The 19,145-nt window shown below is 61.0% G+C and carries 20 protein-coding genes and 2 pseudogenes; 16 read left to right on the top strand and 6 right to left on the bottom strand.

Annotated features, from left to right (window positions below; all coding sequences use genetic code 11):
- Positions 1-15 precede the first annotated feature (15 nt).
- Positions 16-699 (bottom strand): ArsR/SmtB family transcription factor, encoded by a 684-nt coding sequence (locus tag DES41_RS25345; protein ID WP_011347511.1) that lies wholly within the window; start codon positions 697-699, stop codon positions 16-18.
- A 190-nt stretch (positions 700-889) separates the two neighbouring features.
- Here DES41_RS25345 and trxA point away from each other — a divergent pair, with 190 nt between their 5' ends.
- From trxA to trxB, 3 genes are all read left to right on the top strand, one after another.
- Complete coding sequence (gene trxA / locus DES41_RS25340; protein WP_011347510.1) at positions 890-1,210, top strand: thioredoxin; 321 nt, start codon at positions 890-892, stop codon at positions 1,208-1,210.
- Positions 1,211-1,293: 83 nt separating this feature from the next.
- Complete coding sequence (locus tag DES41_RS25335; protein WP_114470465.1) at positions 1,294-1,812, top strand: carboxymuconolactone decarboxylase family protein; 519 nt, start codon at positions 1,294-1,296, stop codon at positions 1,810-1,812.
- A gap of 47 nt (positions 1,813-1,859) precedes the next feature.
- Positions 1,860-2,813 carry a thioredoxin-disulfide reductase gene (trxB, locus tag DES41_RS25330; RefSeq protein WP_425466395.1) on the top strand — a complete coding sequence of 318 codons (954 nt, stop codon included), beginning with the start codon at positions 1,860-1,862 and terminating at the stop codon, positions 2,811-2,813.
- A gap of 63 nt (positions 2,814-2,876) precedes the next feature.
- On the opposite strand, the gene DES41_RS25325 is transcribed toward trxB, so the two are convergent.
- Both DES41_RS25325 and DES41_RS25320 read right to left on the bottom strand, forming a co-directional pair.
- Positions 2,877-4,235, bottom strand: a complete 1,359-nt coding sequence (locus DES41_RS25325) for an ATP-binding protein (RefSeq protein ID WP_114470463.1) — start codon at positions 4,233-4,235, stop codon at positions 2,877-2,879.
- A complete protein-coding gene (locus tag DES41_RS25320; protein WP_011347506.1) occupies positions 4,232-4,900 on the bottom strand; it encodes a response regulator in 669 nt (222 codons plus the stop codon). Before DES41_RS25320 ends, DES41_RS25325 begins: the two co-directional genes overlap by 4 nt.
- Positions 4,901-5,094: 194 nt before the next feature.
- Between DES41_RS25320 and dsbD the strand changes: the two genes are divergently transcribed.
- The 8 genes from dsbD to DES41_RS25280 all read left to right on the top strand — a co-directional run bounded on the left by dsbD (position 5,095) and on the right by DES41_RS25280 (position 12,626).
- Positions 5,095-6,885: a protein-disulfide reductase DsbD gene (gene dsbD / locus DES41_RS25315; RefSeq protein WP_245965871.1), complete on the top strand. Its 1,791-nt coding sequence runs from the start codon at positions 5,095-5,097 to the stop codon at positions 6,883-6,885.
- Positions 6,885-7,721, top strand: a complete 837-nt coding sequence (locus DES41_RS25310) for a TlpA disulfide reductase family protein (RefSeq protein WP_114470462.1) — start codon at positions 6,885-6,887, stop codon at positions 7,719-7,721. Before dsbD ends, DES41_RS25310 begins: the two co-directional genes overlap by 1 nt.
- A gap of 2 nt (positions 7,722-7,723) precedes the next feature.
- Positions 7,724-8,497: a thiol:disulfide interchange protein DsbG gene (gene dsbG, locus DES41_RS25305; RefSeq protein ID WP_114470461.1), complete on the top strand. Its 774-nt coding sequence runs from the start codon at positions 7,724-7,726 to the stop codon at positions 8,495-8,497.
- A gap of 95 nt (positions 8,498-8,592) precedes the next feature.
- Entirely contained in the window at positions 8,593-9,105 is a 513-nt protein-coding gene (locus DES41_RS25300) for a DUF302 domain-containing protein (protein WP_114470460.1), read from the top strand.
- 18 nt (positions 9,106-9,123) lie between these two features.
- Positions 9,124-9,930: a sulfite exporter TauE/SafE family protein gene (locus DES41_RS25295; protein WP_114470459.1), complete on the top strand. Its 807-nt coding sequence runs from the start codon at positions 9,124-9,126 to the stop codon at positions 9,928-9,930.
- Positions 9,931-9,970: 40 nt separating this feature from the next.
- On the top strand, positions 9,971-11,338 hold the full coding sequence (locus DES41_RS25290) for a dihydrolipoyl dehydrogenase (protein ID WP_114470458.1): 1,368 nt from the start codon (positions 9,971-9,973) through the stop codon (positions 11,336-11,338).
- Between the two features lie 37 nt (positions 11,339-11,375).
- Positions 11,376-11,699, top strand: a complete 324-nt coding sequence (locus DES41_RS25285; protein ID WP_114470457.1) for a DsrE family protein — start codon at positions 11,376-11,378, stop codon at positions 11,697-11,699.
- Between the two features lie 36 nt (positions 11,700-11,735).
- Positions 11,736-12,626 (top strand): LysR family transcriptional regulator, encoded by an 891-nt coding sequence (locus DES41_RS25280; protein WP_114470456.1) that lies wholly within the window; start codon positions 11,736-11,738, stop codon positions 12,624-12,626.
- Positions 12,627-12,632: 6 nt separating this feature from the next.
- Here the strand turns inward: DES41_RS25280 and DES41_RS25275 are convergent, their stop codons facing one another.
- Positions 12,633-12,926 carry a helix-turn-helix domain-containing protein gene (locus tag DES41_RS25275; RefSeq protein ID WP_114470770.1) on the bottom strand — a complete coding sequence of 98 codons (294 nt, stop codon included), beginning with the start codon at positions 12,924-12,926 and terminating at the stop codon, positions 12,633-12,635.
- 103 nt (positions 12,927-13,029) lie between these two features.
- Between DES41_RS25275 and DES41_RS25270 the strand changes: the two genes are divergently transcribed.
- Positions 13,030-13,695, top strand: a complete 666-nt coding sequence (locus tag DES41_RS25270; RefSeq protein WP_114470455.1) for a LysR family substrate-binding domain-containing protein — start codon at positions 13,030-13,032, stop codon at positions 13,693-13,695.
- 71 nt (positions 13,696-13,766) lie between these two features.
- Here DES41_RS25270 and DES41_RS25265 read toward each other — a convergent pair.
- Both DES41_RS25265 and DES41_RS39625 read right to left on the bottom strand, forming a co-directional pair.
- Positions 13,767-14,531: pseudogene (locus DES41_RS25265) on the bottom strand (IS5 family transposase).
- Positions 14,532-14,581: 50 nt separating this feature from the next.
- Positions 14,582-14,835, bottom strand: a pseudogene (locus DES41_RS39625) (LysR family transcriptional regulator); the annotation flags it as partial.
- 75 nt (positions 14,836-14,910) lie between these two features.
- Here DES41_RS39625 and DES41_RS37980 point away from each other — a divergent pair.
- The 4 genes from DES41_RS37980 (at position 14,911) to DES41_RS25240 (ending at position 19,090) form a co-directional block, all read left to right on the top strand.
- On the top strand, positions 14,911-15,282 hold the full coding sequence (locus DES41_RS37980) for a hypothetical protein (protein ID WP_147282959.1): 372 nt from the start codon (positions 14,911-14,913) through the stop codon (positions 15,280-15,282).
- 160 nt (positions 15,283-15,442) lie between these two features.
- Positions 15,443-16,912, top strand: coding sequence for a multicopper oxidase family protein (locus DES41_RS25250; protein WP_114470453.1), 1,470 nt, complete (start codon positions 15,443-15,445; stop codon positions 16,910-16,912).
- 85 nt (positions 16,913-16,997) lie between these two features.
- Positions 16,998-17,702, top strand: coding sequence for a hypothetical protein (locus tag DES41_RS25245; protein WP_147282958.1), 705 nt, complete (start codon positions 16,998-17,000; stop codon positions 17,700-17,702).
- Between the two features lie 173 nt (positions 17,703-17,875).
- Positions 17,876-19,090, top strand: a complete 1,215-nt coding sequence (locus tag DES41_RS25240) for an IS256 family transposase (protein ID WP_114470451.1) — start codon at positions 17,876-17,878, stop codon at positions 19,088-19,090.
- Positions 19,091-19,145 lie beyond the last annotated feature (55 nt).

Genomic DNA, 19,145 nt, shown 5'->3' with positions numbered 1-19,145 from the left:
GTTGCCCGGTACTGCTCAGGAGACCGGGCCGGTGCTGCCTTGCAGCGCAAGGCCCGCCGCTCGCCATTCGGGCACGCCCCCCGCCAGTGGCGTGGCCTGCATCCCGTGAGCCTGCAAGATGCTCACGGCCTGCATGGATAGCACACAGTACGGACCGCGGCAGTAGGCCACGACCTCCGTATCCCGGGACAGTTCACCGATCCTGTCGGCCAGTTGCTCCAGCGGGATATTGATCGCGCCCGGCAAATGAGCCTGCGCGAACTCCTCATCGCCGCGAATGTCCAGCAGCACCACGGCCCCTTCATCCATGCGATCAAGCAGGCCGTCGATCGAGACCGATTCCATCTCCTGGGGCCGTTGACGGCTATCGGCGATGGCCTCGCGGATGCGGGAATGCTGGAACTCCACGTAGTCATGCAGCGCCACGACCACCGAGGCCAACGGTCCCGGCCCGAGGCGATAGAGCATGTGCTTGCCATCGCGCCGCGTCTGCACGCAGCCAGCACGCTTCAGGTGCTGAAGGTGCTGAGAGGCGTTCGCCACCGTGATCCCGGTCAGCTCGGCCAGTTTCTCGACCGACCGCTCCCCACGCACGATCTGCTCCAGCAGCGCCAGGCGATGCGGATGCCCCAAGGTCTTGGCGACTTCGGCCAATGGGTCCAGACGGCTGCTGCCGTCGATGTGGGCGGGCGGGTTCATTGACGCCACGATACCATCGCACTATCATTCAATCAAATAATTGAACGTATATTGCAAAGCATATCCCCGCCCGCGCACGACTGCCGTAACCGGCAGCCATGCCTCCCATCCGCTGCTCAACCAAGCCTCTCTGCTTGCAGCGATCCGCACTGGCTGCGCCAGTGACTCCTTTCCAACTTCAGGAGCCCCCATGCTTCAAGAGCTGAACAACGACAATTTCGATACGACGCTCGGCCAGGTGCCCGGCGTCTATGCCGTCCGCTTCTGGGCCGAATGGTGCGGCCCGTGCAGGGTGATGTCCCCGATCTTCAAGGACGTCGCCCGCGACATGCAGGATCGCGCGCACTTCGGCGAGGTCGATATCGACCAGGCCCCGGAATTGGCTGGCCGCTTCGGCGTGCAGAGCATCCCAACGGTGGTGCTGTTCAAGGATGGCCAGGTGATCGACCGGATGACCGGCGCAGCGCCCAAGCCCAACGTCCTTCGCTTCATCAACAACCACCTCGATTGAACCGGACGGTGCGACCGCTCGGCATCACCGCGTCGGCCGTAGCGCACCTGCAGCCCCCCGACCGCCCATAGAGAACAACACCAATGACCCATGTAAGAGTGAAACCTTGGCAGGACGGCGATAACGCTCCCCCCGAGCTTCTGGAAAACATGCAAGCCCGTCGCCCGAACGGCGAGCTGATCGGTATCGATCGCGTCTTGCTCAAGAGCTTTCCCCTGGCAACCGGCTGGAACGGTTTGCTCGGTCGCGTGCGGGCAGAGTTTGAGCTGCCCCTCGAATACCGAGAACTCATCATGTGCCGCGTTGCCGTGCTCAACCGGGCCGAATTCGAGTGGAATGTCCACAAGCCCGCCTACCTGCAGGCCGGGGGCACGCCAGAGAAATGCGATGCGCTGCGCGCCGACGGTATCGCTTCGCTTTTCGACGGCAAGGAGCGAGCGCTGCTGGAACTGACGGACCAGTCCACCCGCAACGTCGAAGTCGATGCTGCCGTCATCGAGAAGCTCAAGGCCTTCTTCGGAGAGCAGCAGACGGTAGAGGCGGTCGCGACGGTCGCCGCCTACAACATGGTGTCCCGCTTCTTGGTCGCCCTTGCGATCTGAGCATGCCGACCCGCCTTCCAATTGATCAACCGACACTCATCATGACCATGGCAACACACCATCAGCTCATCATTCTCGGCTCCGGGCCGGCCGGCTGGACCGCCGCGGTCTACGCCGCCCGTGCCAACCTCAAGCCACTGGTTCTCACCGGCCTGCAAATGGGCGGCCAGCTCATGACCACCACCGAGGTGGACAACTGGCCGGGCGATGCCCATGGGCTGATGGGGCCGGACCTGATGACGCGCATGCAGGCCCATGCCGAGCGCTTCGAGACCGAGGTGGTATTCGACCACATCCACACCGCCGATCTGTCCAAGCGCCCGTTCACCCTGACCGGCGACAGCGCGCAGTACACCTGCGACGCGCTGATCATCGCCACCGGCGCCACCGCCAAGTACCTGGGCATTCCGTCCGAGGAAGCCTTCAAGGGCCGCGGCGTCTCGGCCTGCGCCACCTGCGACGGCTTCTTCTACAAGGACCAGGATGTGATCGTGGTCGGCGGCGGCAACACCGCGGTGGAAGAGGCGCTGTACCTGTCCAACATCGCCCGCAAGGTCTACCTGGTGCACCGCCGCGACACCCTGCGCGCGGAGAAGATCATGCAGGACAAGCTGTTCGCCAAGGTCGCCGCCGGCAAGATCGAGACCGTCTGGCACCACGAGGTGGACGAGGTGCTGGGCAACGACATGGGCGTGACCGGGGTGCGGGTGAAGTCCACCCTGGACGGCAGCACCCGCGACATCGACGCCCACGGCTTCTTCGTCGCCATCGGCCACAGCCCGAACACCGAGCTGTTCAAGGGCCAGTTGGCGATGAACAACGGCTACCTGGAAATCCGTTCCGGCTTGGGCGGCAACGCCACCCAGACCTCGGTGGAAGGCGTGTTCGCCGCCGGCGACGTGGCCGACCAGCACTACCGTCAGGCCATTACCTCGGCCGGCTTCGGCTGCATGGCGGCACTGGACGCGGAGCGATTCCTCGACTCGGCCGTTGTCCGATAAGGAACGCGCCATGGCCGGATGGAGAGGCAGGCGATCAACCCCTTGCATCGAGGCATCGAGCCTCTATCCAGGGAAAGTGCTGTCCCTCGGTGCGTTTGTTCCCGGCAGGGAAATCTCCGCGATCAGGCCGCCTCCATCCCTTGGCCTCAATTCAAGACTGCCACCGAAACGCTCCGCAATCGCACGCACGATCGAAATGCCCAGGCCTGACCCATCCTTGCTGTTCCGGCCCTGGTCGCCACGCCAAAAGCGCTGGCCGATTTGCGCTGCCTGCTCGGTAGTGAGGCCAGGGCCACGGTCCGATACAGTGATCAAGCACCGCGGCGCATCCTGTTCCAAGAGCACGCTGACATCGATCACGGCATCTTGGGGCGAATAGCGCATCGCATTGTCAACCAGGTTGCGAACCGCCGTTTCCAGCATCGACCTGGGCACTGGAGTTCCGATGCTTTCGCCGTTGACGGTCAGCGACAGGCGCTTGCCTTCGTCGGCGTTCCATTGCCCCAGCACGCCACGGACACAATCGGCCACGCAGGTGCAGCCGTCCGCCTTGTCGGCAGGTGCCTCGGCACGGGCCAGGGTCATCATCTGGTCCAGCGTGCGCCGCAGTCGCTTCACCCCTTCCTCTGCACTGGAAAGCGAGGACGCCACCTCGTCGCCCTCGCTGATCCTGGCTACCTGCAGGTGCGTGTCGATTACGGTCAGCGGCGTGCGCAGTTCGTGCGCCGCGGCATCGGTGAATGCCCGTTGGCTGGAGAGCGCCCGTGCCAAGCGCCTGAGAAGCCCATTCATCGCATCCAGAACCGGACGCAGTTCGGAGGGCGAGTGGTTGACGGCGATCGGGGATGTATCGTCCGCATGCTTGTCGCGCAACTGCTGTGAAAGCGCCTTCAGCGGGGACAGCCCCCGGCCGATGCCGATCCAAAGCGCAGCCAAGCCGCCGAGGAAGGCGATCACGAACGGTACGCCAGCCACGCTCAGCAATTCGTTGATCAGCATGTCCCGCTGATCCACGCGATCGGCCGTAGTGATCTGATAGCCATCGGCACGAAGAACGTAGACCCGCCACTGGTGCCCCAGAACCTCCCGCGTACTGAAGCCTGTCGGCAGCGACTCAAATTCCGAATGAGGTCCAGTGGTCGTGCGTGCCAGGATCTCCCCACGCAGGGATCGGATTTCGCATGCGATGCCTTCCTTGCCGCTGACGCGCACGGCCTCGGTGAAGTCGGTAGCCGCCGAGTTGGGGGCCAGTGCCGCGCGTTCAAGAAGCCCCGACACCATGCGTGCCGACATGGCAAGGCGACCGTCGAGCGTCCGGTCGAGATTGGAATGAACGCCGCGCATCATCCAGCCCGCGGCAGCGCTCCACAGAACCAGCAGCGAAATGCCGGCGATCAGAACGGCGCGAAGGCGCAGGCTCATGACGTAAGCCTCCAGCCCAGCCGATAACCGAGTCCGCGAACCGTCTCGATCGCCTCGGCCCCGAGCTTGCGGCGGATGTTGTGGATATGCACGTTGAGCGCATTGCTGCCGATTTCTTCCCCGAGTCCGTACAGGCGCTCGTTAAGCATGTCGGGGGGCACCCACCGGCCATCGGCGTTGGCGAGATGGGCCAGCAAATCGACTTCGCGGCGCGACAAGGTGACGGCCTCGCCCTGGAACCAGGCCAGCCCGCTCTCCGGCTCCAATCGCAAAGGGCCGGCCGAGATGACCTGGGCAGCGCGACCTTGCGTGCGCCTGACCAGCGCGTGCAACCGGGCCGCGAGTTCCCGCAGGTCGAACGGCTTGACCATGTAGTCGTCGGCACCGTCATGCAGCCCCTTGAGCCTGTGCTCGATGGCGTCGCGTGCGGTGAGGATCAAGACGGGCAACTGCGGTTCGACCGCCCGCATGCTGGCCAGCAATTCCATGCCATCCCGGTCGGGCAGACCGAGATCGAGTACCAAGGCATGAAAGGTTTCTTCTGCGTGCACGGTTTCCGCGTCCTGTGCCGTGAGGACATGCTGGACGGAAATGCCGTGCTTTCGCAAACCGGCGACGATTCCCTTGCCGATCAACTCGTCATCCTCTACCAGCAGTACCCGCATTTCCGCTTCACCTTGCCTCGATCAAATGCTCATGGTAGGACAGAAATCCCTTTCACGTCAGCGAAAAGATAGGCCCTCACGGCACTTTAGTTTCGCTTAATCGAGCGAGCGCATCCTTCAAGCAGCTTTGCTTGGAGGATTCGGATTTGGCTTTTTATCGGCGCATAGTTGCGATCTTTCTACTGTGTTGTTGCATGGTCGGCAGCGCCTGGGCGAATGGCCTTCTTCCCTCCTGGGGCAGTAGCGAACGGCAGTTTTTGGACGTTGCCGAAGTATTCAAGCTGGACCCAGCGCAGCAACAAGGCGACTCGTTCTTAATTGCAGGACATATCGCCGATGGCTACTACGTTTACCGCCATGCCATCAAATTGGTCGATGCGCAGGGCCATGAGATCAGCCTGACCCTTCCAGCAGGAACTGCCAAGCACGACGAGTTCTTTGGCGACACGGAAATCTATAAGGGTGATGCGCTCAATCTGCGCTTTCCCGTCACTGCCGCCGGCCCGCTGACACTCCATTGGCAAGGGTGCGCCGAAGCAGGCATCTGCTATCCGCCGCAGACCATGAATGTGGCATTGCCGGCAGTGGTGGCCGGCACATCCCCGACCGGCAATGACTCCGTACAGCGGAGTTCGGCTTTGACCTCCACCAACACAGTCAGCTTGGGCGGAGCTACCGAGGTGGCAGAGGATCAAGCGGCAGCGCAGCGCCTAGCAGCATTGGGCCCCGTGTGGGGAACACTGCTGTTTTTTGGCTTCGGCTTGCTGCTCGCTTTCACACCATGCTCGCTCCCGATGATCCCCATCGTCTCCACCATGGTCGTCGGCAGCCAGGCCAAGCCGCGGCGGGCTTTCTTCCTCTCTCTGTCCTATGTCCTGGCGATGGCGGGCACCTACGCCGCGGTGGGCGTGGCCGCTGGCTTGGCCGGGGCCAACCTGCAAGCCACACTGCAATCGCCTTGGCTGCTCGGAGCGTTTGCAGCCTTGTTCCTGGTCCTGGCGAGTTCACTGTTCGGCCTGTTCGAGCTGCAGATGCCCTCGGCGCTGATCAATCGGGTCGAATCCGCCGGTAGAGACCGCTCGGGCGGCAGCATCCCCGGCGCCGCAGCACTGGGCTTCCTTTCGGCGCTCCTGGTCGGCCCCTGCATGACCGCGCCATTGGCGGGTGCATTGCTGTACATCGGGCAGACCGGCAGCGCGGTCTATGGCGGAATGGCATTGTTCGCGCTGGGTTTGGGCATGGGATTGCCCCTGTTGGCCATCGCCGTGTTCGGTGCCCGGGTCCTACCTCGCCCCGGCGCGTGGATGGATCGCGTGCGCGTGGCATTCGGCTACGTCATGGTCGGCATGGCCGTGATGATGCTGACGCGCTTCCTGCCCGGCACCGTGGGCCTGGTGCTTTGGGGGGCCTGGGTCTTGTCCGTGGCGATTGGCCTGATCGCCTGGGGTCAGGCCGTGGCGGCGAAGCATCGGCTGGCATGGACGCTGCGGTCCGGTGCTGTCTTCGCCGGCTTGTGGTCCGTCCTGATGCTGGTCGGCGCTGCATCCGGGGGCGAATCCGCTTTGCAGCCGTTGGCGCATCTGCGCGGTGGATCGACTTCGGCCGCATCCGCCGAGGCCGGTGTCGCTTTCGTTCAGGCGAAATCGGTCGAGGACGTGGATGCGCATTTGGCCCAGGCGGCTTCGCGCGACCAATGGACCCTGATCGACTTCTACGCCGACTGGTGCGTCAGTTGTCATGTGATCGAGCGCAACGTATTCGGAGACCCCGCTGTCGCGTCCCGGCTGGCGCGCATGCAGGTGGTGCGGCCGGACGTCACGCGCAATGATGCGACCGACCAGGCTCTGCTCAAGCGCTGGGGCGTCATGGGACCGCCCACACTCATTCTGGTTGGCCCGGACGGCAAGGAACGCCGGGATCTGCGCGTGGTGGGTGAGATCGATGCTCGCACCTTCCTGGATCATCTGGACAAGGCGGGCTCCTGATGATCAGCGTGGGGCCTTTCTCCGTCCAGGTCGTGGCTGTCTTCGCTGCCGTGCTGCTGGCCTGGGCAATAGCTCGCATGGTTGCCAAGCGACTGCCCGACTCGCCGTACAAGGCGGCCGGCGGAATGCTTATGGACGCGGTGTTCGTGGGGTTTGTAGCAGCTCGCCTGGGCTATATCGCGCAGTGGTGGGACGAGTACGCGCAGTCGCCAATGTCCATGTTCTTCATCGGCGACCAAGGCTTCACCTGGTGGATAGGCGTCGCGGCAACGCTGGTGTTCATCTGGTGGCGCACCCGTTCGACCCGGGCATTGCGCCGCCCTGTACTGGTAGGTGTTACAGCCGGACTTTTGGCGTGGTTTGCCGCAGGTGGCGTGCTTGAGCTGTTGCAGCGCTCGGCACCGCCGCTGCCGGCCTTGGCGCTCGCCACGCTCGACGAAAAGCCTGTTGTCCTGAACTCCTATATCGGGCGGCCAGTCGTGCTCAACCTCTGGGCTTCATGGTGTCCGCCATGTCGTCGCGAAATGCCGGTGTTCGAGCAGGCGCAAGCGCAGTATCCCGAGATCGCTTTCGTCATGGTCAACCAGGGTGAAAGCGCCCAGCAGGCGCGTGCCTTTCTCGAAGCCCAAGACCTGCAGCTCAAGGATGTGTTGCTCGACCCTGCTTCCCAAACCATGCAGGCGGTTGCTTCGCGAGGCCTGCCCACCACGTTGTTCTTCAATGAGCACGGACGCCTGGTGGATACACACCTGGGCGAACTCTCGATGGCCAGCCTCAAAAACACGGTGTCGCGCCGTTTCGCGCAATCCCAACAGATCAAGACAGAAAAGGAATAACCATGTTTGCAAAACGCTCTCGCATTTCTCTCTTTTTGGCCGCCAGCCTGCTGTTGGTCACCGGCTGCAGCCAGGCGGAAACCGCCAACCAGCCGCCCGCCCTGAAGGCACTGGAGGATCAGGGCCTGACCGTCATGCAGGAATTCAAGGTCGGAGGCGGACTGCGCGCTTTCGCGGCAGTTGCCGGTGACAGGCCCGTCGCCATTTACATCACGAGCGATGGCAATGCCATCGTGGGAACACGCCTGAATGCCAAGGGAGAGCCGATCGATGAGGCAGCCCTGAACAATCTGGCGGCCAAGCCGCTCAGCGACAAGGAATGGGCGCAGCTCCAATCTGCAACCTCTGTCCGGGACGGGCAAGCGAATGCCCCGCGCATCGTGTATGCCTTCTCCGACGCCAACTGTCCCTATTGCCATCGCTTCTGGGAAGCCGCACGTCCTTGGGTCGATGCTGGCAAGGTCCAGATTCGGCACATCATGGTAGGAATCATCAAGGAAGACAGTCCCGCCAAGGCCGCGGCAATCCTGGGTGCCGCTGATCCCTCGGCAGCATTGCTGGAAAACGAGCGGAAGTATTCCCAGGGCGGGATTACGCCGGCCAAGAGCGTTCCTGCAAATGTACGGAAGACCCTCGATGACAACCAGATGCTGATGTTGAGCATGGGCTTCCGCGGTACTCCTGGCATCGTCGTTCGTGGTCCCGATGGCGTACTCAAGAAATATAACGGCATGCCTCAAGGGCCCCAGTTGGCCGAGGTGCTGGGACCACGTTGAGACCCGCTCTCTGGCGCGCGAATGCGACGTGTACCGCATCGCGCGCCAGAGCTGCACCTACTGGGCTAACCAACTGCAATTCAAGGAGGTGAATCATGTCCACTAACCATCGCCTGATTGCTGGCTTGATTTTTGGCCTGGTGTGCCTGCTTGTCGCCGCTCCATCAGCCGCAGGTGTCGATTGGCCCAAGGATGGCTGGAGAGTGATTGAGACGAGCCAGAGCTATTCGGAATTGCTCGCCAATCTCAAGAAAGCGGTCTCTGCGAATGACCTGAATGTTGTCTTTGATGTTGGCCCGACGGAGGCTGCTGCAAAGCGCGGCATCCACATTCCGGGAAATCGGGTGGTGGGGGTCTTCAACAACAAGTTTGCCGTCGATATTTTGCGCCTCAGCGTGCCGGCGATGATCGAGGCACCAGTCCGGTTTTATGTGACTGAGCGGGATGACGGGCATGCAACGCTGTCGTGGGTCGAACCCAGTCATATTTTCGCGCCATATATCGAGGACGTTGGCAGCAGCGATGACGCAAAAATGCTGCGTCAGGAGGCGGAGGAACTCGATGCTCGCTTCTCTCGGATTGCATCCGAGGCTGCACAAGGAAAATAGCTGAAAGGGGCGTTCACTATGCTCTCACTGACAGGTGGGCTGCTGGGCCTCATCATCGGAGCCGTGCTGGGATTGACCGGCGCCGGCGGCGGCATCTTCGCGGTGCCGGCGTTGGTTTTCGGCTTAGGCATGGACATACGTAGTGCCGCACCCGTGGCGCTGCTTGCGGTGGGTGCGGCGGCGGCATTGGGCGCTGTACAGGGACTGCGCCGGGGTATTGTCCGGTACAAGGCCGCGATGGTGCTGGCAGCCGCCGGCACCGTGACTGCCCCGCTGGGTGTTCAGCTCGCGCACTGGCTTTCGCCGCGGTGGCTGAACCTGGTCTTCGTGGCCATCATGCTCGTCATCGCGTATCGGATGTTCCTGTCCTCGCGCAGCACCCAAGCCGATGGCGACTTGCGCGACGAGCAGGCCAAGGCGTGCAAGGTCTCCAAAGACACGGGGCGCTTTCTCTGGAACCTGCGAACCGCGACCACGCTGGGGAGTATCGGCGTCGTGTCCGGCTTGGCCACGGGCATGCTGGGCGTAGGCGGCGGCTTCATCATCGTCCCAGCCTTGGCGCATTTCAGCGAGCTGCGCATGCACAGCATCGTCGCGACCTCGCTCATGGTGATCGCGCTGCTGTCCGCCGTGACCGTGTTCATCGCATGGAGTCATGGCCTGCTGCTTACCGCGCCTACCTGGGCATTCGTACTCACCGCGCTGGTGGGCATGGCGGGTGGTCGCGCTGTGGCGCTAAGGATTCCTTCCAAGATGCTGCAGCGGGTGTTCTCGATCACCTGCGTGTCCGTGGCGGCTCTCATGCTCATGCGCAACGTGGGCTAGAGATTCGCTATTTGGTTAATTGATTGGACGGAGATTTCCAATGCAGGCAAGGAAAGTAGATATCGCCATCATCGGTGCTGGAACCGCCGGCATCACGGCATTTCATGCACTCAACGCGGCAGGAAAGGATGTCGTCCTGATCGATCGTGGACCGGTGGGAACGACCTGCGCGCGCGTAGGGTGCATGCCGTCGAAGGCCGCTTTGCATGCGGGGATGCGATGGACGACGGCCAAGGAGTTGCCCGCGGGCGTCACGCTCTCCGCACAAGGGCCACAGGCTTTGTGGCTGCATACCCGCCAGACGCGGGATGCGCTGGCCGGTGCCGCCGCGGAGCGCACGCGCAAGGCCGCCGGCGAAAACTTGATCATGGCCGAGGCTCGCTTTGTCGCGCCAGGCACCTTGGAAGTCGGCGACCAGCGTATCGAAGCGAAGGCTTTCATCGTGGCCACGGGTTCGCATCCGGTGGTGCCCAAGTCGCTGGACGGCGCGGCCTCCCACATCCTCACCACCGACACCCTTTTCGAGCAGAAAGAACTGCCGCAGCGCCTGGGGATTCTAGGACTGGGAGCGATCGGCCTGGAACTTGGCCTGGCCATGTCGCGGCTTGACGTGCAGGTGATCGGTGCCGACCAACAGGACACGATCGGCGGTATTCAAGATCCCGGGGTGCAGGATCGGGCGCTTTCGAGGTTCGGCGGCGAGTTTCCCATGTGGCTGGGGGCACCCGTCGAAGTTACCCTGGCAGGCGACAAGGTGCGCATGCGCACCGACAAACATGAAGCGCTCGTGGATCGCTTGCTGGTCGTGACTGGCCGCCAGCCCAATACCGAAGCGCTCAATCTGCAAGCGGCAGGCGTCCTATTGGACAAGGCAGGCCGGCCGAACATCGACGCCTCCACCATGCAGGCATCGGATGCACCGATCTTCTTCGCGGGCGACGTGCAGCCGGATCGTCCGCTGATGCACGAGGCCGCCGACGAAGGCCAGATGGCGGCCCAGGCCGCCTTGACGCGCCTGCGTGGCGAACAATGGCAGGGAGCGCCGCGTCGGGTGCCGATCACCATCCTGTTCACCGATCCCGACGTCTGCGCTGTCGGCATGTCCTACCAGGCCGCAATGAAGAAAGATGCCGTGGTCGGCATCGCGGACGGTAGTGGCAACGGGCGCTCGAAGATCCTCGGTGCCCAGGACAACCTGCTGCGCATCTACGTCGAGCCCGGCACTGGCTTGTTGCTTGGGGCCAGCATGTTGCTGACGCAAGGCGAGCATCTGGCGCATCTGCTCGCCTGGGCGATCCAGGCCAAGCAGACCGTCCATGACCTTCTGGCGATGCCGTTCTACCACCCCTCCATCGAGGAGATGCTGCAGAGCGCCTTGAAGTCGGCATCCCGGCAACTCAACCCGTAAACGAACTCCTTTTTTCCGCCATCACGCCCGAACCATCATGAGCCAAGACATCCAGAACCAAGCATTGAAAGTGATCCTGCATGCGCCGACACCGACAGCACTGGAGCGCGCACGCAAGAATGCGGTCAATCTTCTGCGCGACGCGCCCGATGCCGAGCTGCGCATCGTTCTCAACGCAGAGGCTGTCGAGGCGGCGCTCGATCAGGCGCATGCCGACGCGGACATCCACACCTGGGTATGCCCGACGACGCTGACCCGGATCGGCAGAGAGAACCGGCCGCCGCTCCAAGTGATGGCAGGCCCGGCCGTGATCGAAATCGCGCGCATGCAGCGGACAGGATGGGTCTATATCAGATCATAGCAACCGGCTGCCCAGGCGGCAGAAAGGGCTGGGGACATGGAACTGCGACATCTTCGCTACTTTGTTGTCTTGGCTGACGAGCTGCATTTCACGCACGCCGCGGAGCGTCTGCATATCGAACAACCGCCCTTGTCTCGGGCGATCAAAGAGCTGGAAGACGAACTAGGGGTCGTACTCTTTGATCGTGATCGCAGAGGAACGCGGCTGACCGCCGCAGGAGTTGCCTTCCTGCAAGACTCTCGCAGGCTTTTCACCGTTCTCGAACAAGCACGAGAGAACGTCAAGGCTGTCGCTGCGGGTTTGCGGGGTAGCCTGCGCATCGCGGTGTCTGATGGAGCAATCGACCCTAGGCTTTCATCGTTCCTGGCCCGTTGCCGCGCCGAGGAACCAGAGATCGAAATACGCCTGTCCGAAGTACCCTTGGCCGAACAGATGCGTGGGCTTCGATCCGGCGATTTCATGATCGGCTTCGCGCACACCGCGGATGTCAACGACGGCATCGTTGCCGAACCGATATGGCGAGACCCGCTGGTAATTGCCGTACCGGCACGGCACGCGCTACTCGCTTACAAGGAAGTGCCACTTCATGAACTTGGCGGTCACCCGCTTGTCTTGTGCGATCCGCAAGTCTGCGAGGGTTATTGTCGCGAACTGGCGCGCCTTCTAGGACCTCTGGAACACCAGAAAAACATCGTTGAGCATGTAACCTCTTTGGACATGATGCTCACGCTGGTCGGTGCCGGTTATGGTGTCGGCTTTATGGCCGCGAACAGGATTCCAGTCACACAGCGGACTGATGTCGTAATACGCCCCTTGGCTGTTGAATCCGCAATTCTCACGACCTACTTGCTTCGACCCGACAATAGCGCCTCGTCGGCCTCTCTGGAGCGGCTTATCGCGCGCCTGCGCGAACGGCTGGATAACTAACCAGGCTCAAGATTCGGCAGTGGAATCCATATTGCGCTCTGTGGCGGCCATTAGATCAGTCCCACTCATCTTCAACGCAGTGGCGATTTTCAGTATCAGGGCCAAGGAGGGCGAATGCTCTCCTCGTTCGATCTTGCCCATGTGCGAACGCTCTATGCCAGCCAGCCCGGCCAGTTCCTCCTGAGCGATGCCTTGATCCATGCGGAACGCGCGCACAGCCTTGCCAAAAGCCTGGGCTGGCTCAGCTTCATATCTGGTTGTGCCTGGGGGACGCCCCCGTTGAACAGTACGCCTCTGCATCGGCAGAAGCGTCAAGCAGTCACTAGAATTTAACCACGTTAAATTTAACTCATGGGTATCATGTCGGATTGGTTTCTTGATCAATTCTCTTCTTGGGGCTCTTATGCACGATGCCACCAGCCCGTCCCCCCGTCTTAGGCTTGCGGTAGCACCGGGCGTACCGTCATCTCAACTCTCGGCGCTTCTCGCGCGTCAACGCGCAGAGGAGCCGGGCGTCACCCTCACGGTTTTCGAGGTTGCAGGTGACGTCCTGCTTGAGGGGCTTCTTGAAGGCCGCTATGACGTCGGGATGTCGCTTCAGGGGCATAGCGGCCCGGTGCTCAAAACGCAGCCCTTGTGGACGGAGACCATGGCTGTCGCCATGCCGACACGGTTCCACTTATTCGACCAGGAGAAGCTCGCCATCGCCGACCTTCGGGACTGTCCCGTCTATCGCTGGCAGGCAGAGGCCTGCCCTCTGCTGGATGAGAGGCTGGCTTCCCTCATGCCAGTGGGCCAGGAGAACCTCCAACGGGTGGCTTCCTTCGAGATGATGGCGCTATGGGTTGCAGCGGGCTATGGCGTCGGAGTGTCCGCGCAATCGCGCATCGCGCATGCCCATAGATGGGGGATCACGATGCGGCCGCTCATTGATGGCCCCTACGAGATCGTGACGCATTTGCAGCGCCCCCAGGAAGAAACCAGTTCAGTTGTGGACCGGTTCGAGCATAGAGCGCTGCAAGTTGTCAGGACGGGGCTGCATAGTGGGCACCCCCCATGGCCGGGGTAACAACCCCGGCCATAGGTTCCAGCGCGAAGTTAGGCCCCCTCTAACACCGCTGCGCTATCCACTAGGGCCTGTTAACACAAACCGCGCAGGCCATCGACGACCAGCACGAAGCAAAGAAACGCCAAGAACATCATGTCGAGCTTCTCGAATCGAGAGAAGATGCGGCGGAAGCCTTTCAGGCGACGGAACAGGCGCTCGACCTCGTTGCGGTGCTTGCACATCTCACGGTCATACTCCCATGGATCGACCCGTCTCTCGCTGGGCGGCACGACAGGGATGAACCCGAGATCCAGCGCCAGTTGCCGCGTCTCGTTGCCTTCGTAGGCCATATACATCAGAAGATGAACCGGCCGGCTGGTCGGCCCCAGGCTTTCAAGCAGGCGCCTGCCTTGCGGGCCATCGTGAGCTTGACCCGGTGACAGGCAGAACGTGACGGCCGTTCGAGCATCCGCGGCAACCATATGAATCTTGGTGTTCCATCCGCCGGGGGACTTGCCGATGGACTGCGGTCCGTTTTTTTAGCGCACCGGTGCCATCGGGATGCACCTTCACGCTGGTGCTGTCCAGCGAGACAGCTTCGATCTTGACTCGCATAATCTGCTCGCGCTGCAGTTCCTCGAACATCTTGTCCAGCACGCCGGCCTTGGCCCAGCGGCGCATGCGCGTATAGATTGTGTGCCAGTTGCCGAAGCGCTTGGGTAGACCGCGCCACTTGCAGCCGTGCTCTGCGACGTACAGCATCGCATTGATCACTTGCAAGTTGGTCATGCCGACGTTGCCGCGCTGCAGGGGCAGGCAGCGTTCGATACGGCGAATTGCTCGGGCGTGATCTGCATGCGCAGCGGTGTCGCCGTATTGAGGCATGAATTCAATTAGTGTTAACACGCCCTAGATTTAACCTGTCAAACCCAGCACGGAGATCAGGCAGCGCCTGCTGCGCACGAGCGGTCGCGACAAGCCGCGATCGCCCCCCGTACTTCGATGAAACAACTGGTAGCCGAGCCAGTCTTCAAGGCTGCGCACGAGTTGCCCGACTGCGGCAGGCGTCACATTCAGCTCCGACGCAGCTACAGAGAAGCTGTGGTGTCTTGCGCTGGCTTCGAAAGCGCGCAAGGCATTTAAATAGGCAGGACGTTTCATGCGATAAAGTTTTTCTTTCAATGGAAAGAAGATTAACTCAGTTGCAGCTATCGCGAAATCCTTCAATAATTATCTTTGGAAAAGATCGCCTCATTGCGCGAAGAGTGGCCATTTAATCAGTCCCTATCTATGCACACACCGGGGATGAACGAAATAGTTTTTATTCTTATGGGGATTGCTATGACCAAAAATTCAAAGTTGTCTATTACCGCTGCTATAGCATTGATTTTGAGCTTCGCAATCATGGTCCTGCTTCACAACTATGGATCGCAGTCCTCTTCGATGCTGCAGTTCGTTACCAGCGGCAGACCCTCCATGGCCGCGATGTGGCATGAGATGGGATGGATGATGATGCTAGGGCCGATGTCAATGTTTCTGTTTTTCGGGGGTATCCTGACTTTCATCGTTCTGTTTATCCAGTTTCTCCTCAAAGGGCAAGAGAATTGACAGAGGCGATTGCCGCGAACCTTTTCGTGGGCTGGCTTAACTGTTCGATAAGAATACAGGAGCGGTTTGGCCTGATGGCGACGACCGTCGCTCCCATCGGGTGGTTTGGCGGTAGAGGCATAGGCATGGGGAGTCATTGCAAGTCGAGGAAATACAGCTGATGAAATTTACACGCCGCTCTTTCTTGATTGGCGCTGCCCTGGCGGGAGGTTCGCTCTCAGCTGCTACGGTGTTATGGCGATCAGCATCGGCCGCGGAGTCGAGAGACTTACAGATTCCCGAATTGATCGATGCTCGTAGTCATGGGCAGTCACTTGCACTGAAAGCACAGGTTGGCCGAACCTCCTTTTTCCCAGAGCGCCAAAGTGTCACGCTCGGCTACAACGGCAGCTATCTTGGTCCGACATTGCGTGTTCATCGCGGCGACGACGTAGAGATCGCTGTCACCAATTCGCTTGGGGAAGATACGAGTGTCCACTGGCACGGTCTGCTTATACCTGGAGAGCTTGATGGTGGTCCTCATCAGATCATACGCCCGACGGCCACATGGCGACCGGTGCTCCCCATCCGTCAACCGGCTGCGACGCTTTGGTACCACTCGCACATTCATGGCCACACAGCAGAGCAGGTGTATGCTGGGCTGGCAGGCCTTCTGATCGTCACCGATGACGAGGAAAAGGCGCTCGGGCTACCGTCAGAGTACGGTGTCGACGACCTGCCTTTGATACTGCAGGACCGTCAGTTCCAAGACGGTTCGCTCGTCCTACCTCAAGGGATGATGTCGATTATGCATGGGCGACGAGGCGACACCCTAACGGTCAACGGAACTGTCAATCCGGTGGCCAGGGTGCCTCGCGGACTGGTTCGTCTACGCCTAGTGAACGGTGCCAACGCCAGGAACTTCGATCTTGCGTTTGCCGATGATCGATCCTTTCACTGGATCGCTTCGGAAGGGGGCTTACTTGAAAGCCCAGTCGAGCGCCGCTCCTTGACTCTTGCGCCGGGCGAACGGGCTGAAATTCTCGTCGATTTTTCGGATGGTCGGCCCGTCACCCTGGAAACAGGGCCGGATAGCAGTCTCCCGATGATGATGGGAATGATGGCGCGCGCCTCCAACCAAGTGGGTGCCGGGCGGGATCTTCTCGTCAGGTTCGAGCCCCACGGCGCGGATATGCCCGTCGCCAGGGTGCCAGACAAGCTCGTGGCTCATGAGCGTCTGGATGTGTCGATGGCTGTTCGACGACGGCGCTTTGTAATGACCATGGGCATGGGCATGGGAGGCATGATGATGGGCCGCGGCACTGGAATGTTAGGCATCAATGGCCATTCGTTCAACATGGGTCGAATTGATGAGAATGTCAGTCTTGGAGATACAGAGATTTGGGAGGTCTCCGGAGAGATGATGGCACATCCGTTCCACATCCATGGTGTCCACTTTGAGGTTCTGAGTCGAAATGGCTCAGCCCCAGGTATTCGAGATCAAGGCCTTAGGGACACGGTCGTAGTTCAGGAGCCTGTCGAGCTTCTTGTGCGGTTTTCACAGCCCGCGGTGACAGCACCTTTTATGTACCACTGCCATATCCTTGAACATGAGGACAACGGAATGATGGGCCAGTTCGCTGTCCGTTGATACTTTCCACCTAGCGGATTCCTACACAGACGGGATTCCGAAGGTGCGGTCCAATTTAGGGTTAACAACGTATTAGGAATAGCTTATGCATCGAAATCATCCTTTGACTCCTGCCACGCTGCCGCGTCGGGGCTTTCTCTCTAACTTGGGCGCGACCATGGCGGGCGTGCTCACTATCGGTGTGGCCACCAGGGCCACTACAGCGTCCGCCAAGAGCCGACCTGCTCAAGTGAGTAACGCGCTTTCTCAGGACACTTGGCTGGATGGTTTGGATGGGCAGCATGGCCAGATCTTCGAAGCGCCCGCGCTCCACGGTGGGGCAGCGTTGAAGCAAGCGCGGAATTTCCTTGATGTATACCGGGATGTCTACGACTTGGAGAGCAGCGAGGTCGACGTGGCCATTGCCGCCCACGGCAGTGCTCTCTCTTTATTTTTCCAGGACCGAGTATGGGAAAAATTCGGCCTGGGAGAGCGCTTCGATGTTAAGGACCCTCGCACCGGAACGGCAGCTCGCCGCAACGTCTTCGCTTCCCGCGAGGAGGGCGGTATAGTGCCCGCGGACGCCTCGGTCGAGGCATTGCAGGAGCGCGGCGTGATATTCCTGCTCTGCAACAACTCCCTAAACGGTCTGGTCGGCAAGCTGGCGCACGCAGGGTTCGGCACCCCGGAGGCAGTTCGGGCGGACATTCTAGCTGCGCTGCTCCCGGGCGCGCAGGTGGTGCCGGCGGCGGTGGTGGCGCTGAGTCGCGCGCAGGAAAAGGGTCTCTCCTACGTCTACTCCGGCGGCTGAGTCAATGTTCAACGGGTGAGATGATGGAACATCGGTTCCACATCCATGGTGTCCACTTGAGTTAAGGTCGAAAGTGGTGTTCGGGGTGAGGCAGGGATTTGAAGGCGGTGGCGGTTTAGCTGAGAATGTTGCTTGTCTAGAGTAACAACCAGCCAAACCGAGATCCACCACCAATGAAGAAGGTTACAGAAGAAACGAGCGCAGGTAAATCGGAAGCACGGCCCAGCGGGCTTGACGATTTGATCCAACAGGGCGCGCGGCAGATTGTCCAGCAAGCGATTGAGGCAGAACTGGCGGCATTGCTGGAAAGATACGACAACGTGAAGACCCTTGATGGAAGACGAACTGTGATTCGCAATGGCTACCTGCCAGAGCGCGAGGTCGTGACAGCGATCGGTCCGGTCACCGTGAAGGTGCCGAAGGTTCGCGATCGCTCAGGCTCGGGCGTGAAGTTCAATTCGAACATCGTGCCGCCCTATATTCGGAAATCCCCCCGCGTGTCGGCGGCGTTGCCCTGGCTGTATCTACGTGGCGTCTCGACCGGCGACATGAGCGAGGCGCTGAGCGTGCTGCTGGGTGAAGAGGCCAAAGGCCTTTCGCCGAACGTGGTCAGCCGTCTGAAGGCTCAGTGGGCCGATGAGCACGCCTTGTGGAATCAACGTGATCTGTCAACCGCTCGCTGGGTCTACTGGTGGGCCGACGGCATCCACACAGGGCTGCGCAGCGACGATTCGGATGGTCAGTGCCTGTTGGTCATCATCGGCGTGAAGCCGGACGGAACAAAAGAACGCGTGGCGATCGGCGACGGGTTCCGCGAGTCGAAAGACGCCTGGTGCGAGCTCTTGCTGGATCTTAAAGCGCGAGGCCTACAAAGTGGTCCGCTTCTCGCGAGCGGCGACGGGGCGATGGGTCTGTGGGCGGCATTGGCCGAAGTGTTTCCAAAGACCCGGCACCAGCGCTGCTGGTTCCATAAGACCGGAAACATTCTCAACGCCTTGCCCAAATCACAGCACGGGCGGGCTAAAGCCGGCTTGCAGGAGATCTGGCAAGCCGCCACGCGCGAAGAGGCGCTCGCGGCCTTTAATCGCTTTACTGACACTTATTCGGCCAGGTATCCAAAGGCGACGGAAAAACTCACGAAAGACTGCGATGAACTGCTTGCCTTCTATGACTTCCCTGCCGAACACTGGCAGCATTTGCGAACGACCAATCCCATTGAGTCGACCTTTGCCACCGTTAGACATCGAACAACCCGCACGCGCAATTGCGTCTCGCGTCCGACCTTCCTTGGTCTTGCATTCAAGCTGATCGAGTCGGCGGAACAATCATGGCGGCGCATTCGTGCACCAGTGAACCGCCCCGGGTTTCGCGGAGGCTCCAACTCTTGAGAGAATGGAGCCATGAGCAAGAACAACGCGAACAAATTTTCCCCGGAAGTGCGTG

It is taken from the genome of Pseudorhodoferax soli, assembly GCF_003337555.1.
GTDB lineage: Bacteria > Pseudomonadota > Gammaproteobacteria > Burkholderiales > Burkholderiaceae_C > Pseudorhodoferax > Pseudorhodoferax soli.
Note: the sequence above shows the minus strand (reverse complement) of the source record. Positions and strands in the feature narration are given on the sequence as shown.

What these genes read in the sequence shown, in the direction of transcription:
- DES41_RS25300 (WP_114470460.1), top strand. Translation starts at nt 8,593, where the DNA reads ATGTCCACTAACCATCGCCTGATTGCTGGCTTGATTTTTGGCCTGGTG.
- DES41_RS25295 (WP_114470459.1), top strand. Translation starts at nt 9,124, where the DNA reads ATGCTCTCACTGACAGGTGGGCTGCTGGGCCTCATCATCGGAGCCGTG.
- DES41_RS25270 (WP_114470455.1), top strand. Translation starts at nt 13,030, where the DNA reads ATGCACGATGCCACCAGCCCGTCCCCCCGTCTTAGGCTTGCGGTAGCA.
- dsbG (WP_114470461.1), top strand. Translation starts at nt 7,724, where the DNA reads ATGTTTGCAAAACGCTCTCGCATTTCTCTCTTTTTGGCCGCCAGCCTG.
- DES41_RS25275 (WP_114470770.1), bottom strand. Translation starts at nt 12,926, where the DNA reads ATGCAGAGGCGTACTGTTCAACGGGGGCGTCCCCCAGGCACAACCAGA.
- dsbD (WP_245965871.1), top strand. Translation starts at nt 5,095, where the DNA reads ATGGTCGGCAGCGCCTGGGCGAATGGCCTTCTTCCCTCCTGGGGCAGT.
- DES41_RS25335 (WP_114470465.1), top strand. Translation starts at nt 1,294, where the DNA reads ATGACCCATGTAAGAGTGAAACCTTGGCAGGACGGCGATAACGCTCCC.
- DES41_RS25285 (WP_114470457.1), top strand. Translation starts at nt 11,376, where the DNA reads ATGAGCCAAGACATCCAGAACCAAGCATTGAAAGTGATCCTGCATGCG.
- DES41_RS25245 (WP_147282958.1), top strand. Translation starts at nt 16,998, where the DNA reads ATGCATCGAAATCATCCTTTGACTCCTGCCACGCTGCCGCGTCGGGGC.
- DES41_RS25240 (WP_114470451.1), top strand. Translation starts at nt 17,876, where the DNA reads ATGAAGAAGGTTACAGAAGAAACGAGCGCAGGTAAATCGGAAGCACGG.
- DES41_RS25290 (WP_114470458.1), top strand. Translation starts at nt 9,971, where the DNA reads ATGCAGGCAAGGAAAGTAGATATCGCCATCATCGGTGCTGGAACCGCC.
- DES41_RS25310 (WP_114470462.1), top strand. Translation starts at nt 6,885, where the DNA reads ATGATCAGCGTGGGGCCTTTCTCCGTCCAGGTCGTGGCTGTCTTCGCT.
- DES41_RS25320 (WP_011347506.1), bottom strand. Translation starts at nt 4,900, where the DNA reads ATGCGGGTACTGCTGGTAGAGGATGACGAGTTGATCGGCAAGGGAATC.
- trxB (WP_425466395.1), top strand. Translation starts at nt 1,860, where the DNA reads ATGGCAACACACCATCAGCTCATCATTCTCGGCTCCGGGCCGGCCGGC.
- DES41_RS25280 (WP_114470456.1), top strand. Translation starts at nt 11,736, where the DNA reads ATGGAACTGCGACATCTTCGCTACTTTGTTGTCTTGGCTGACGAGCTG.
- trxA (WP_011347510.1), top strand. Translation starts at nt 890, where the DNA reads ATGCTTCAAGAGCTGAACAACGACAATTTCGATACGACGCTCGGCCAG.
- DES41_RS25250 (WP_114470453.1), top strand. Translation starts at nt 15,443, where the DNA reads ATGAAATTTACACGCCGCTCTTTCTTGATTGGCGCTGCCCTGGCGGGA.
- DES41_RS25325 (WP_114470463.1), bottom strand. Translation starts at nt 4,235, where the DNA reads ATGAGCCTGCGCCTTCGCGCCGTTCTGATCGCCGGCATTTCGCTGCTG.
- DES41_RS25345 (WP_011347511.1), bottom strand. Translation starts at nt 699, where the DNA reads ATGAACCCGCCCGCCCACATCGACGGCAGCAGCCGTCTGGACCCATTG.